The sequence below is a fragment of the Streptomyces sp. NPDC047853 genome (genome assembly GCF_043204535.1).
Taxonomy (GTDB): Bacteria; Actinomycetota; Actinomycetes; order Streptomycetales; family Streptomycetaceae; genus Streptomyces.
The window spans coordinates 112,150-125,648 of the sequence record NZ_JBIDCI010000019.1 but is presented as its reverse complement, the minus strand read 5'-3'; the positions used below and the strand labels follow the sequence as shown (position 1 = coordinate 125,648).

The following is a 13,499-nucleotide window of genomic DNA, read 5'->3' as shown; positions in this document are numbered from 1 at the left end:
CGCCAGGCCCTGCGCTGCATCCGCTGCTCGGCCTGCCTGAACGTCTGCCCCGTCTACGAACGCGCCGGCGGCCACGCCTACGGCTCCGTCTACCCCGGCCCCATCGGCGCCATCCTCAGCCCCCAACTACGCGGCACCGCCGGCGACATCGACGCCTCACTGCCCTACGCCTCCTCCCTGTGCGGCGCCTGCTACGAGGTCTGCCCCGTCGCCATCGACATCCCCGAAGTCCTCGTCCACCTCCGGGAGAAGGTCGCCGACCAGGGCGGCAAGGGGCACCGCCTGGAACGGGCCGCGATGAGGGCGGCGACCTGGCTCCTGGACCACCCCGCCGCGCTGACCGCCGGCGAACGCCTCGCCTCCAGGACCCGCAAGCTGCACCCCGATCGGCTCCCGGGACCCGGGGCGCGCCAGTGGACCGACAGCCGGGATCTGCCGGAGCTGCCGGCCGAACCCTTCCGTGACTGGTGGAAGAAGAACCGCGCATGACACCCGAGTCCTCCTCCCGCGACCGCGTCCTCGGCCGAGTGCGCCGGGCCCTCGCCGACGCGCCCGAGGCCCCCGAGGTCACGCGTGACTACCGGGTGAGCCACACCCCCGACGACCCGACCGCGGTGCTCGACCTGCTCCACGAGAACCTCGCCGACTACCGGGCCGGCGTGCACCGCAGTACCCGGCGCGAGCTGCCGGCCGTCATCGGCCGCCTCCTCGCCGGCCACGGCGTCCGTACCGTCGTCGTGCCCCCGGGCCTGCCCGTGGACTGGCTGGCCGCGTCCGACGCCCGGCGACGGCCGGACGACGTCCCCCTGACCCCCGCCGAACTGGACCGTGCCGACGCCGTGGTCACCGGCTGCGCCCTCGCCGTCGCGGAGACCGGCACCATCGTCCTCGACGCCGGGCCGGGGCAGGGCCGTCGCGCCCTCACCCTCGTCCCGGACCTGCACGTCTGCGTCGTGGACGTACCCGGCCAGGTGGTCGCCTCCCTGCCCCGGGCCCTGCCGCGCCTCGACCCCACCCGGCCGACCACGTGGATCTCCGGCCCGTCCGCCACCAGCGACATCGAACTCGACCGGGTCGAGGGCGTCCACGGCCCGCGGACGCTGGAGGTGGTGCTGGTGGCGGACTGAGACCGGACGAGCCGGCGGCCCGGCGGCGCGCCGCCGCGGAGTCGCCCGTACGGGCGGGCCACCGCAGCCACGCGTACCGCACCATGGGTCCCGGCAGCCACGACGGCACGGGGAACGGGGACGGGATGCTGACCGGGATCGTCATCGACGCACTGGACGCGGCGGGCATGGAACGCTTCTGGCGGGACGCGACGCGCGGCCGCACGGACGGCCTCCGGCTGCGTTTCGAGCCGGTCACGGAGCCGAAGGCGGCGCACAAGAACCGGCTCCACCTCGATCTGGCCGGAGGACCGGGCTGGGAGGCGGAGGTGGCCCGGCTGCTGGCGCTCGGAGCGACACGGGCCGACATCGGCCAGGGCGGCGTCCCCTGGGACGTGCTGGCCGACCCGGAGGGCAACGAGTTCTGTGTGCTGCGGCCCGGCCATCCCGGCGTGCTCGCCGACTCCGGTCTCGTCGCGGTCTGCCTCGACGTCGCCGAGGAGGATCTCCCCGCGCAGTCGGCCTTCTGGCGGACCCGGGCCGGATGGCAGCCGACCGAGTCCGGGGACTGGGGAGTCCGGTTGCGGCGTGCGCCCACCAGTACCGTCTCACTGGTGATGGGCCCGCCCGCGGCGCGCAAGACGGGGCGGAACAGACTGCGGCCGGAGGTCACCCGCCGCGACGCGACGCCCGGCGAGTTCCTCGACGCCGCCGGGAACGAGTTCCACGTCCTGGGGTGACCCGGCCGCCCGCCACCTCACCTGATGCGGTGGCTCTCCCAGAGCGGGCCGAGGTCCTGGTCCGTCATGGACTGGGCGGCGGCCTTGAAGTCGGCGGTGGTGGAGACGCCGAACCAGTGGTCCCGGGCGTAGCGTTCGAGCAGGCGGGTCATGGTGCCGACGCCCAGGGTCCGTTCCAGGTCCGCCAGGGCGCAGGGACCGGCCGTGTACACCAGGTGGTACTCGCCCCGGTGCCGCGACCAGTGGTCCATCGAAGCGGTGAGTTCGGTGCTGTCGTCGGGCCAGTAGACCTCGGACCAGCAGTCGGTGGTGTCCCAGCCGTAGAAGCGGGCGTTGGCGTACTGGGCGAAGCTCTCGTCGAGCCACGGCGAGGCGTACTCGTCGTTGCCGACGATCCCGTACCACCACTGGTGCGCCACCTCGTGGACGACGGCGCTGCCCTCCTCAGTGGTGCCGAGGAGGACCAGGCCGGGGTACTCCATGCCGCCACCGAACCCGCCGGTCATCACGAGGTCGATCTCCCCGTACGGATAGCGGCCGAACTCCCGGCCGAACCGGTCGACCGCGGCGGCGGCCTCCGTCCGGTTCAGGCGCACGCCCGCATCGGGTGTGCCGGCGGCCCAGTACGACCTCACACGCACGCCCCCGGACGTGGTGTCCGTCGCCGTGCGGAACGGACCCGCGGCCCACGCGAAGTCCCGTACCCGCCGGGCGATGCTGTGCGTCACGAGCCTGCCGGGGTCGCCGGGACGGGTCCGGGTCACACCGGTGGCGGGCACCTTCAGGGCCGACGGGTGGTCGAGCCGGACCCGGAAGTCGCTCGTCAGGGCGTAGAAGCTCTCACCGACGGGCGCGTACGGGTCGAGGTGCCACCCCTTCGCGTCGTGCACGGCGAGCACCGGCAGCGCGTTGCCGAGGAAGCGGTGGGCGCCCTCCCGGCCGAAGCGGGCGTTGCGTTCGGGCACCGTGAGGGAGAGGTCGAAGGCGACGGACGTCCGGTCACCTCGGGCGAGCGGCTCGGGCAGGTCGATCCGCAGGGCCGTGCAGTTCACGGAGGGAGCGGCCGGGGTGCCGCCCCGTACGTGCGACACCCTGACGGGCGACGGCGCGCCCGGCCCTCCGCACCCGTCCTCGCCGTTCCCCCACAGGCGCAGGTACACCTCGCGCAGCGGCCGGTCGGCGGCGTTGCGGAAGGACACCCGCTGCCGCCCGGTCCAGTGGCCGCCGTCGGCGTCGGAACGCAGGGTCACGTCGTAGCGGGCACCGTCGGGCGCGGCCGCGGCTCCGGACACGTCCGGCCCGGACACGGCGCGGGCGTCGCCCAGGGCGGACCCGGCCGCCACGAGGAGCGCCAGCAGGACGGTGAACAGACGGCGACCGGAGACGGCGGACCACGCGACTGACGGAGTCATGCCGGCGGATTCTGCCACAACAGCCCTGCCGCGCACCCGACTTGGACGACTTCGCCGCCCGGGACGAGGGGACGACCGGCACGCTTCACGACCGACGACGGTATCGATGCCCATGGTCCTCGCGTGGCTAGACTCCCCGCAGGGCGAGAAGCTGCGGCGACACGACCGGACCGTGGTTTCTCCGGAGAGGCGAGCGATGTCATCGGAAACACAGGGAGCGGGTGAACCCGCGGCGCGGCGGACCGCCGGGGGCGGCGCCGGGCGGCAGCCCGGGATGACCGACGTCGCCCGGCTGGCGGGGGTCTCCGCGCAGACGGTGTCCCGCACCCTGGCCGGTCACCCCCACGTGCAGCAGAAGACCCGCGCCAAGGTGCTCGCCGCCGTCGAGCAACTCGGCTACCGCAAGAACAACGCGGCGCGGACGCTGTCGTCGGGGCGCAGCCGGACGATCGGTCTCGTGACCCTCCAGACCACCTCCTCCTCGCGTACGAACCTGACGTTCGGCATCGAGACCGCCGCCCGCGGGGCCGGGTACGCGGTGAGTACCGCGACCACCGCTTCGCTGGACACGGGGGCGATCGAGGGAGCGCTGTCGCGGCTGGCGGAGCAGGGCGTCGAGGGCGTCATCCTGTCGGTCCCGCTGGTCCATGTGAGCCCGCGGATCGAGCAGCTCACCCGCTCCGTGCCCACCGTCACCGTCGACGGATCGAGGACCCCGGCCACGGAGGTCGTCGCCGTCGACCAGACCCTCGTGGCACGCCTGGCCACACGTCACCTGATCGACCTGGGCCACGAGACCGTCTGGCACGTGTCGGGGCCCGAGGAGTGGCTCGACGCCGCCGGCCGCCGGGCCGGGTGGCGCGACACGCTGGAGTCGGCGGGACGGCCCGTGCCCCCGGTGCTGGAGGGCGACTGGACCCCCGCCTCCGGCTACCGGAACGGGCTGATCCTGGGCAACATCCCCGACGTCACCGCGGTGTTCGTGGCGAGCGACGACATGGCCTTCGGGGTGATCCGCGCCCTGCACGAACTGGGCCGCAGGGTCCCTCAGGACATCTCCGTCGTGGGGGTGGACGACATCGCGCTGGCCGAGTACTGCTCGCCCTCGCTGACCACGGTGGCCCAGCCCTTCGCCGAGATGGGAGCCCTGGCGGTCGCGCACCTGATGCGGCACATCGCGGACCCGGCGGCAGCGCCGGAGCCCGCCGCCGTCGAGCCGGCGCTGATCGTCCGCGCCAGCACCGCGCCGCTCGGCGGACGGGCCCGGCCGTGACCGCGTCCGGAAGGGTTCTCATCTCCGGAAAGACAGGTAAAATCGCTCTAAAGTAGGCGTCCTGCCAGGCGTACCCGCACCGTCACGGAGGGGGGTCGCCATGGATCCGTGGCTGATCTGGCTGATCGTCGCGTCGGTTCTGATCGTGGCGGAGATCTTCACCCTCACCGCCGCGCTCGGCATGCTGGGTGCGGCCGCGCTGCTCACGGCCGCGGCCGCCGCGGCCGGACTGTCCGGTCCCCTCCAGTTCGTTGTGTTCACCGTCGTGGCCACGGTCACCGTCCTCTTCGTGCGCCCCGTCGCCCTGCGACACCTCCTCCAGCCCCAGACGGAGCGGTTCGGCGTGGACGCACTCGTCGGCCGGGCCGCCTACGTCGTGACGGAGGTGACGGGCAGGGAGGGCAGGGAGGGGAGGGTGCGCATCGGCGGGGAGGAGTGGTCGGCCCGTTCCTACGACGAGACGCTGGTGATCCCCCCAGGGGCGACCGTCGACGTCCTGGAGATCAGCGGCAGCACCGCCCTCGTCCACCCCCGGGAGTGACCATGGAAGTCTCGGCGTTCCTCGTCGCAGGTGTGATCGTCGCCCTTCTCGCGGTTTTCACCGTGGTGCGCGCGGTACGCATCGTGCCCCAGGCCCGCGCCCGCAACGTCGAACGGCTCGGCCGCTACCACCGCACCCTGAAACCCGGGCTGAGCCTCGTCATCCCGTACATCGACCGCGTGTACCCGGTGATCGACCTGCGGGAGCAGGTCGTCTCCTTCAAGCCGCAACCCGTGATCACCGAGGACAACCTGGTCGTCGAGATCGACACCGTGCTGTACTTCCAGGTGACGGATCCGCGCGCGGCCTTCTACGAGATCGCCAACTTCCTCCAGGCGGTCGAGCAGCTCACCGTCACCACCCTGCGCAACGTCGTCGGGTCCATGGACCTGGAGAAGACGCTCACGTCACGGGACACCATCAACAGCCAACTGCGCGGCGTGCTCGACGAGGCCACCGGAAAATGGGGGCTGCGGGTGAACCGGGTGGAGATCAAGGCCATCGACCCCCCGCAGTCCATCAAGGACGCGATGCAGAAGCAGATGCGTGCCGAGCGGGACAAGCGGGCCGCGATCCTCGGCGCGGAAGGGCAGCGCCAGTCGCAGATCCTCACGGCCGAGGGCGACAAGCAGGCCGCGGTCCTGCGCGCGGAGGGAAACCGCACCGCCGAGATCCTCAAGGCCGAGGGCCAGTCCCGGGCCATCGACGAGGTCTTCCAGGCCGTGCACCGCAACGACCCCGACCCCAAGCTCCTCGCCTACCAGTACCTCCAGGTGCTGCCGCAGCTCGCGCAGGGCTCGGGCAGCACCTTCTGGGTCATCCCCAGCGAGGTCACCTCCGCCCTGCAGGGCGTGTCCCGGGCCTTCACCGAAGCGCTGCCCCAGTCGCCCGCCACCCGCGAGACCCGCTCCGACGACGGCGCCGCCCAGGCCGCCAACGACACGGCCCAGGCCGCGGAAGCCGCCGCCCAGGCACTCGCCGACGCGGCCGAGGCCGACAAGGCGACGTCCCCGGCGCCGCGCCGCGCCCCCGTGACCGACGAACGGTGAGGACCGGCGACGTGGTGCACACTCGGATGTAGGGGGCGTCTCTCCGCAAGCCACTGCGAGGCCCGCATGTTGGATGTGCCGTTCTGGCTCTGGGCAGTCTTCGCCGCGACCGTGGTCGTGTCGCTCGCCGTCGACCTGTTGGCCCACCGCCACGCCCACGTCATCGGCTTCAAGGAGGCGGCGGCCTGGAGCGGACTGTGGGTCGGACTCGCCCTGGTCTTCGGCGCGGTCGTCTTCCTCGTGCTCGGCGGCACGGCGGGCACCGAGTACACCACCGCGTGGCTCCTGGAGAAGAGCCTCTCCGTCGACAACCTCTTCGTCTTCGCCCTGATCTTCGCCTACTTCAAGGTGCCCCGTGCCTACCAGCACCGGGTCCTGTTCTTCGGCGTCATCGGCGCCCTGGTGTTCCGCGGCCTCTTCCTCGCCGCCGGCGTGGCCGTGGTCAGCCGGTTCACCGCCGTGCTGTTCGTCTTCGCGGCCATCCTCTTCTACAGCGTCTACAAGATCCTCAAGGGCGAGGAGGACAGCTTCGACCCCGGCCGGAGCTTCGCCGTCCGGCTGCTGCGCAAGGTGATCCCCGTCCGGGACACCTACGCGGGCCCCAAGTTCTTCGTGAAGGAGGCGGGCAAGCGCGTGGCGACGCCGCTGCTCGCCGTCGTCGCCGCGATCGAGGCAGCCGACCTGATCTTCGCCGTCGACAGCGTGCCGGCCGTGCTCGCCGTCAGCGACGACGCCTTCATCGTCTACACCAGCAACGCCTTCGCCATCCTCGGGCTGCGGGCCCTGTACTTCATGCTCTCCGGGCTGCTGGACCGCTTCCACTACCTCAGCAAGGGCCTGGCGATCATCCTCGGCTTCATCGGCCTCAAGCTCATCCTCCAGGCGACGCACAAGCTGGTCAGCCCCTCCGTGCCGGAGATCCCGTCCCCGGTGAGCCTGGCGGTGATCGTGGTGGTGCTCGCGGGGTCCGTGATCCTGAGCCTGCGACGTCCGGCGGACGCGCCGGCGGAGAACGCCGGTGAGGACTCCGAGGAGCCACTCACCGCACCGCGAGGTGACCGGGACGCCCCGTGAGGCGGCGGCACGACGCGGATCGCCGCTCCCGGCATACGTACACCAAAAACGGGTAAAAACGTACCAAAACCCTTCTATCGTGTCGCGGACGTGAGCACCATGAGCCACCACACCGAGCGAACGAAGACAGCACAGGTCACATCGGAGCGCGAGGACGTCTGCCCGTCCTGCGGCCACACCGTCCACGCGGAGGTCACCCGGCACAAGACCCTAGGGATCTACGTCCCGGTCTGGCGCCGCGGTACCTGCCACAACCCGGACTGCGCGACGGCCGCACCGGACCGGCGCCGGTGACCCCTGGGTCCGGCGCGACGGCGCGGGCGTGCGCCCGGAGGACACCGGCCGGGCCGCTCAGCCGCGGGCGGGCCCGGTGACGAGCCGGCCCTCGGCGTCGTAGGGCCAGACGTTGGTGCGGCAGCCGTGCAGCCCCTTGATCTGCTGCATCATCACCGGCGCCGGCCGCCCCGCCCCGGGGCACCCCACATGGCCGTGGCCGAGGAAGTGGCCCACCTCGTGGTTGACGATGAGGGCCCGGTAGGACGGCACGTCGTCCGCGTAGTACCGGGTCGCCAGCAGCCACCGCTTGAGGTTGACCATGACGTCCTGTCCCACGTTGCAGTTGACCTCACCGCCGGTGTCGAGACCGTACCGGCCGCAGATCTCGTCCACCGTCCCGGCCGTGGCCAGCCGCACCCGGAAGTCCGAGGCGCCGCCGGACACGCGCCGGAACCCCACCTTCCGGTCGGCCGTCCAGCCCCGCTCGTCGGCGAGGACGCGCTCGACCTCGGTCGCGACGTCCTCGGCCGGAATCCCGATGCCGTCCTCGACCTGGACCACGTAGGTCAGGGTCCGCTCACGCCCCCCGACCCGGGCGCCGTCACCCGGCGCGGTGGCGAACGTCCCGGGCCCCGCCGACGGGATGGAACCGGCGTCCGAACCCGTCTCCGTCTCCGTCCCGTCCTCCACGACCTCGACCCGCTGCCGGTCCTCCGCGGTCCGCCCCTCCCCGCGTGCCCCGTCCGTCTCGACGACCTCGCGCGAGGCGGGCGGCTCGGACGCCGCCGGCCGCCCGGCGGCATCGGCGGAGCGGCCGGACGGCTCCGTCGGCTCCCTCAGGACCAGCCCGCCGGCGACGAGCAGCACGACCCCCGCCACGAGCCCGGCCCGCAGCAGCGGCGGCCCGCCCCGGCGGCGGCGGGAGCGGCCCCCGCCGCGGCGTCGGGGGACCCTCTCGGAGGCAGGCGAGGACGACGATCGGTGCGCGTTCATGATCACGCAGCGTGCCGCCGCCGTGTGATCGTGCGGGGACCGCTTGTGGACCGCTGTGTAACAGCCGGGCCCCGGGCGCCGGTGTTCGCACGTTCATACGCATACTGAGATCCATGCCACGGGTCCTGATCATCGAAGACGACCGCGCCGTCCGGGAGGGCGTGCGGCTGGCCCTGCGCCGTCAGGGACACGAGGTCGCCGCGGCCGCGACGGGCGAGGACGGACTGGAGCGCCTGCGGTCCTTCCGGCCCGACGCCGTGATCCTCGACCTGATGCTGCCGGGCATGCCCGGGCTGGAGGTGTGCCGCCGGATACGCGCCGGCCACCAGGTGCCGATCATCATGGCCACGGCCCGCGGCGACGACACCGACATCGTCGTCGGACTGGAGGCCGGAGCGGACGACTACGTCGTGAAACCGGTCCGCGCCCGCGTACTGGACGCACGCATCCGCGCGGTGCTGCGCCGCGTGGGCGGCGGTCCGGACGACCACGGCACGACCCGTACCGAACACCACGGCGACCTGGTCATCGACCGCGCCGGCCTCACCGTCACCCACCAGGGGCGGCCCGTCGCCCTCGGCCCCTCCGAACTGCGGCTGCTGCTGACCCTGTCCGCCTCGGCCGGGCAGGTCTTCAGCCGCCAGCAGCTCCTGGAAGCCGTGTGGGAGCACAACTACCACGGGGACGCACGCCTCGTGGACGCCTGTGTGAAACGCCTGCGCTCCAAGATCGGCGAGCCCGCGGGCCGGCCGCGCTACGTGCACACCGTGCGCGGCTTCGGCTACCGGTTCGGGACCCGGTGAGAATTGCCCGGGTGGCGCGCGCCCTGACCGGGCTGCGCGTGCGGCTGGTCATGGCCTTCACCCTCGTCGCGGTCGTGGCGACGGTGACCACCGGAGCGCTGACCTTCCGCGAGGCCCGCACCAGGCTCCTCCAGCAGAGCCAGGACACGGTGATCGAGGACTTCCGGCACCGCGTCGACACCCTCGTCCCCAACTACCGCTTCCCGCCCGAGGAGTCCGACCTGCGGTCGTTCGCCGCCGACGTGGCGCGCGGCGGGCGCTCCCAGCCCTGGCGGATCCTGGTGGTCCACGGGGAGGCGAGCGCGACGTCCGTGTCCGGGGACGCCTTCCGTGAACTGTCCCCGGCCATGCGCGAGTCCGTACGCACCCGCAAGGCCACGGTGTTCCAGCGGGTGTCGCGCGACGGCCGCTCCGCGCTCGTCGTCGGCACGCCGGTCACCTTCGCGGGCCCGTACAGAACCGCGCAGCGCGCCTCCGGGCTGGAGGTCTACCTGACCGTGCCGCAGCAGGAGGAACAGGGGTACGTCGATGCGCTGGTCGCCGCCATCGAACGGGCCACCGTGCCCGCACTCGCCCTGGCCGTCCTGCTCGCCCTGCTGGCCGCGCGCGGGGTGCTGCGGCCCGTACGGGCCCTGCGGCGGGCCACCCGCAGCATCGCCGAGGGCCGACTGGACACCCGGCTCACGGTGCAGGGCTCCGACGAACTCGCCGATCTGTCCCGCACCTTCAACGAGACGGCCGCCGCCCTGGAGGGCTCGGTGGCCGAACTGCGGCGCATGGAGGCCGGTGCCCGGCGCTTCGCCGCGGACGTCTCCCACGAACTGCGCACCCCGCTCGCGGCGATGTCGGCGGTGACGGACGTGCTGGACGAGGACGCGGCCGGCCTGGACGGCGACACCGCCATGGCCGTACGCCTCATCAGCGAGGAGACCACGAAGCTGGCGGGCCTGGTGGACGACCTGATGGAGATCTCCCGGTTCGACGCGGGCGCGGCCGCCCTGCACCTGGACGAGATCGACCTCGCCGAGTCCGTACGTCGCACGCTCGCCTCCCGCGGCTGGCAGGCCACCGTGGAGACCGACCTCCCGGAACCGGGCGCGCTGCGGGGCCGGGTGGACCCGCGCCGCCTCGACGTCGTCGTCGCGAACCTCGTCGCCAACGCCCTCCGCCACGGGGCACCCCCCGTCCGGCTGCGCCTGCGGGAAGAGGACGACCCCCGTGCCGGACGGCGGGCGGTAGTGACGGTCGCCGACGGCGGGGACGGTATCCCCGGCGAGGTCCTGCCGCACGTCTTCGACCGGTTCTACAAGTCGGACAGCGCCCGGACCCGCAGCGAGGGCAGCGGCCTCGGACTGGCCATCACCATGGAGAACGTGCGCCTGCACGGCGGCACCGTCCGAGCCGCCAACCATCCGCAAGGCGGCGCCGTCTTCACCGTCGTCCTCCCCCTGAACCCGGACGGCGCACGGGAGCCGACGACGCACTCCGCGAGAGGGGACCGCCCATGAGACCCCCGGCCCCGGGCCCCGCGCGGGCGTGCGGCCGCACCGGGACGAGCGCCCGCCGCCTGCTCCCGCTGCTGCTCGCGGCCCTGCTCCCGCTCTCGGCCTGCGGCATCCCCGCCACCGGAGTCGTCGAGGCGGGCGAACCCGCGACCGGCGTCCTCGATCCCGGCCCTGCCCCCAGCCCCTCGCAGACCTGGCCCGAGCCCGCTCCCGCCACAGTCGTCCCGCTGTACTTCGTCGTCGACGGCGCGTTGACCACGGCTCCCCGTGCGCTGCCCGGCGCGGGGGCCGACCTCGGCAGCACGGTGCTCATGCTGTTCCAGGGGCCGGACGCCGAGGAGCGGAGGAACGGGCTGACGACCGAACTGCCGCCTTCCACGGTGGCGCCCACCATCCGGACCGACGGAGCGGCGGTGAGCGTCCAGCTCCCCGAGGACGCCGCCGGTCTCAGCGACCTGGCCGTCGACCAGCTGGCCTGCACGGTCGCCGTCGCCCGGATGCGCCAGGACCCGACGCTCGGCAGCGCGCAGGTGACGGTGGAGCAGCCCGGCGGCCGGCTCGCGGGCCGGTCCAGCGAGGACTGCCCGGCCGACGCGGCCCACAGGAGCCGGTGAGCGCGTCCGCGGGGGCGGCGCACCCGTGCCGGTCGGCACAGTGCTCGACGTGTCCCGACCCCGGACACGGCAGTGGGCCCGGACCGGAGTCATCCCGGTCCGGGCCCACCTGCGCGGCCACGTGCGGTCACGGCACCTCGGCGGTCAGCGTCCGCCCGGGCCGCCGCTCCCGAAGGAACCGCCGCTGCCCTCGTCCCAGCGGGGCCGCTCCTGCCCGGAGGCGGTACGGCTGCCCTGGTGCCCGAGGTCGTGCGGCAGCGTCCGCTCGTCGCTCTGCGGCATCTCGTCGGGCTCCCGGCGCTCCCGGGTCTCCCGAACGGGCCCGTCCGCGGGCATACGGGGCTGCTCCTCCGGCAGCGGCGGCGGCGACTCCTTGCGCTTCTGCCGGCTGCCGAACGCGAACGCGCCGATCAGCAGGCCCACCACCACGACGGCCGCGACACCGATGCCGATGCCGATCCCAGCAGAGCTCACGGCCAGGTCCATCCATGCGTTGGTCATGGAGCGCGGGTACCCCCGGCTTCGCGTGACCAACCTGCTCAGCGGCATACTCCTGCACCGCCGGGGCGAGGGCCCCGCGCCGACCCGACGGTTTGGCGGCGACCGCAGCGGCAACCCGCGCGGTGTGACATCGACGACGACTTCCCAGCAGGAACTGTTCCGCTTCCTGGAGGACCGTTTCGCTTGTGCACAGGCGTGTACCGAGTGCGCCAGGGCGTGCGCGCTGCGGGCGAGCCTCGTGGACCCGGACGGGACCGAGAACCAGGAGCTCGTACGGCGCAAGGGCATCATGTGCGCGGAGGTCTGCGACGCGACCTGCCGGGTGCTGTCCGAGCAGAACCAGGTGGACGAGGCCGCGATACGCGTCCAGCTCGAGTGGTGCCGGCAGGTGTGCCTGGAGAGCGCCCACGTCTTCGACGGGCACCCCGGGGCGGAGGAGGCCGCCCAGGCGTGCCGGGCCTGCGCCCGGGCCTGCGGAGAGTTCCTCGACACCCTGCGCTGAGGCGGCATGGCGGCGCTGCGGCCTGAGCCTCTGTGGCCGCCGGGTGCGGGGCGCTAGCCTGCCGGTATGACGGCGACGCGGACGACCGGTGATCCGGGGCTCTTCGGCCCGGACTCGGTGACCTGGCAGGCGCACGGCGACCCGATGATGTGGATCGCCGGCATCCGCGCCCTGTACCTCCAGGCACTGCACCCGCGCGCCGTGCGCGGCGTCATGCAGAACAGCGACTTCCGGCGCGACGCCTGGGGCCGGCTGATGCGCACCGCGAGCTTCGTCGGCACCACGACGTACGGCACCACCGACGCCGCGGAGCGGGCCGGCGCGCGGGTACGGAAGATCCACCGCAGGCTCGGCGCAACGGACCCCGCCACGGGCGAGCGGTACGGCGTCGACGAACCCGCGCTGCTGCTGTGGGTGCACTGCGCCGAGATCGGCTCCTACCTCCACGTCCTGCGCCGCTCCGGATTCCCGCTCACGGACGCCCACGCCGACCGCTACCTCGCCGAACACCGGCACAGCGCGCGTCTGGTGGGCCTCGACCCCGCCACCGTGCCGGGGAGCAGGGCCGAGCTGTCCGCCTACTTCGCGCGCGTGCGGCCCGAGCTGGCCGCGGGGCCCGAGGCACACGAGGTGGACGACTTCCTGCTCCGCCCGCCCACGCACCCCCTCCTGGTCCCGGCACGCGAGCTGCTGTGGCGCCGTGTGGCACATCTGGCGTACGACTCCCTACCGCCCTACGCCCACGAGCTCTACGGCAGACCGGCCCCCGCGCCCGGCACCGTCACCCGGCGGCTCCGTGTCACCGGCACCCTGCTGCGCGGAATCCCCGCACGTCTGCGCTGGCAGTTGCCGCCCCAACACATCCTGCGCGCCACGGCCCGGCTCGGTCCGGCCGCGCGCCCGGCACCGTACAAGATCGGACCGTAGGCCGCCGTACTGGGCCGGCCAGGGGAGGATGGGTCGGACTGCTACACCTCGGCCGGCTCGGACGCCCCGAGGACGCCCACCGGATGGCCCGCGAGGCGGCTGCCGCCCGCGCCCGCGTGCTCGGCCCGGACACCCTCGCCCCTCGCCCCTCGCCACGAGATCGGGCATCAGCCTCGGCCGCCC

At 73.4% G+C, this 13,499-nt stretch carries 16 protein-coding genes; 13 read left to right on the top strand and 3 right to left on the bottom strand.

The genetic code is table 11. From position 1 onward, the window contains the following. From ACGF5T_RS29430 to ACGF5T_RS29420, 3 genes are all read left to right on the top strand, one after another. Positions 1 to 489 (top strand): lactate utilisation protein LutB domain-containing protein (locus tag ACGF5T_RS29430; protein WP_366767724.1); only part of this gene is annotated, 489 nt, incomplete at its 5' end. Then, a complete protein-coding gene (locus ACGF5T_RS29425; RefSeq protein ID WP_361016997.1) occupies positions 486 to 1,127 on the top strand; it encodes an LUD domain-containing protein in 642 nt (213 codons plus the stop codon). The genes ACGF5T_RS29430 and ACGF5T_RS29425, both read left to right, overlap by 4 nt. An 83-nt stretch (positions 1,128 to 1,210) precedes the next feature. After that, complete coding sequence (locus ACGF5T_RS29420) at positions 1,211 to 1,846, top strand: VOC family protein (protein WP_366767723.1); 636 nt, start codon at positions 1,211 to 1,213, stop codon at positions 1,844 to 1,846. Between the two features lie 17 nt (positions 1,847 to 1,863). Here ACGF5T_RS29420 and ACGF5T_RS29415 read toward each other — a convergent pair whose 3' ends face one another. After that, positions 1,864 to 3,258 carry a M1 family metallopeptidase gene (locus tag ACGF5T_RS29415; RefSeq protein ID WP_366767722.1) on the bottom strand — a complete coding sequence of 465 codons (1,395 nt, stop codon included), beginning with the start codon at positions 3,256 to 3,258 and terminating at the stop codon, positions 1,864 to 1,866. Positions 3,259 to 3,532: 274 nt separating this feature from the next. Between ACGF5T_RS29415 and ACGF5T_RS29410 the strand changes: the two genes are divergently transcribed. The 5 genes from ACGF5T_RS29410 (at position 3,533) to ACGF5T_RS29390 (ending at position 7,489) form a co-directional block, all read left to right on the top strand. After that, positions 3,533 to 4,531 carry a LacI family DNA-binding transcriptional regulator gene (locus tag ACGF5T_RS29410; protein WP_356610692.1) on the top strand — a complete coding sequence of 333 codons (999 nt, stop codon included), beginning with the start codon at positions 3,533 to 3,535 and terminating at the stop codon, positions 4,529 to 4,531. 100 nt (positions 4,532 to 4,631) lie between these two features. Further along, positions 4,632 to 5,072 (top strand): NfeD family protein, encoded by a 441-nt coding sequence (locus tag ACGF5T_RS29405; protein WP_356610693.1) that lies wholly within the window; start codon positions 4,632 to 4,634, stop codon positions 5,070 to 5,072. 2 nt (positions 5,073 to 5,074) lie between these two features. Beyond that, a complete protein-coding gene (locus tag ACGF5T_RS29400; protein ID WP_361017005.1) occupies positions 5,075 to 6,121 on the top strand; it encodes an SPFH domain-containing protein in 1,047 nt (348 codons plus the stop codon). Positions 6,122 to 6,187: 66 nt separating this feature from the next. After that, a complete protein-coding gene (locus tag ACGF5T_RS29395; RefSeq protein WP_356610695.1) occupies positions 6,188 to 7,195 on the top strand; it encodes a TerC family protein in 1,008 nt (335 codons plus the stop codon). A gap of 99 nt (positions 7,196 to 7,294) precedes the next feature. Continuing rightward, complete coding sequence (locus ACGF5T_RS29390; protein ID WP_356610802.1) at positions 7,295 to 7,489, top strand: hypothetical protein; 195 nt, start codon at positions 7,295 to 7,297, stop codon at positions 7,487 to 7,489. 57 nt (positions 7,490 to 7,546) lie between these two features. Here ACGF5T_RS29390 and ACGF5T_RS29385 read toward each other — a convergent pair whose 3' ends face one another. Then, a complete protein-coding gene (locus ACGF5T_RS29385; protein WP_356610696.1) occupies positions 7,547 to 8,464 on the bottom strand; it encodes a DUF3152 domain-containing protein in 918 nt (305 codons plus the stop codon). Positions 8,465 to 8,577: 113 nt separating this feature from the next. On the opposite strand from ACGF5T_RS29385, the gene ACGF5T_RS29380 reads away from it, so the two are divergent. From ACGF5T_RS29380 to ACGF5T_RS29370, 3 genes are read left to right on the top strand one after another with little or no spacing between them, the layout of a single operon-like run. After that, positions 8,578 to 9,267 (top strand): response regulator transcription factor, encoded by a 690-nt coding sequence (locus ACGF5T_RS29380; protein WP_356610697.1) that lies wholly within the window; start codon positions 8,578 to 8,580, stop codon positions 9,265 to 9,267. Positions 9,268 to 9,278: 11 nt separating this feature from the next. After that, positions 9,279 to 10,775 (top strand): ATP-binding protein, encoded by a 1,497-nt coding sequence (locus ACGF5T_RS29375; protein ID WP_356610698.1) that lies wholly within the window; start codon positions 9,279 to 9,281, stop codon positions 10,773 to 10,775. Next, positions 10,772 to 11,386: a hypothetical protein gene (locus ACGF5T_RS29370; RefSeq protein WP_356610699.1), complete on the top strand. Its 615-nt coding sequence runs from the start codon at positions 10,772 to 10,774 to the stop codon at positions 11,384 to 11,386. The genes ACGF5T_RS29375 and ACGF5T_RS29370 overlap by 4 nt, the downstream gene beginning before the upstream one ends. A 144-nt stretch (positions 11,387 to 11,530) precedes the next feature. On the opposite strand, the gene ACGF5T_RS29365 is transcribed toward ACGF5T_RS29370, so the two are convergent. Continuing rightward, a complete protein-coding gene (locus tag ACGF5T_RS29365) occupies positions 11,531 to 11,887 on the bottom strand; it encodes a DUF6479 family protein (RefSeq protein ID WP_356610700.1) in 357 nt (118 codons plus the stop codon). Positions 11,888 to 12,011: 124 nt separating this feature from the next. Here ACGF5T_RS29365 and ACGF5T_RS29360 point away from each other — a divergent pair, with 124 nt between their 5' ends. Continuing rightward, complete coding sequence (locus ACGF5T_RS29360) at positions 12,012 to 12,389, top strand: ferredoxin (protein ID WP_356610803.1); 378 nt, start codon at positions 12,012 to 12,014, stop codon at positions 12,387 to 12,389. A 66-nt stretch (positions 12,390 to 12,455) separates the two neighbouring features. Then, on the top strand, positions 12,456 to 13,316 hold the full coding sequence (locus tag ACGF5T_RS29355) for an oxygenase MpaB family protein (RefSeq protein WP_366767721.1): 861 nt from the start codon (positions 12,456 to 12,458) through the stop codon (positions 13,314 to 13,316). Positions 13,317 to 13,499 lie beyond the last annotated feature (183 nt).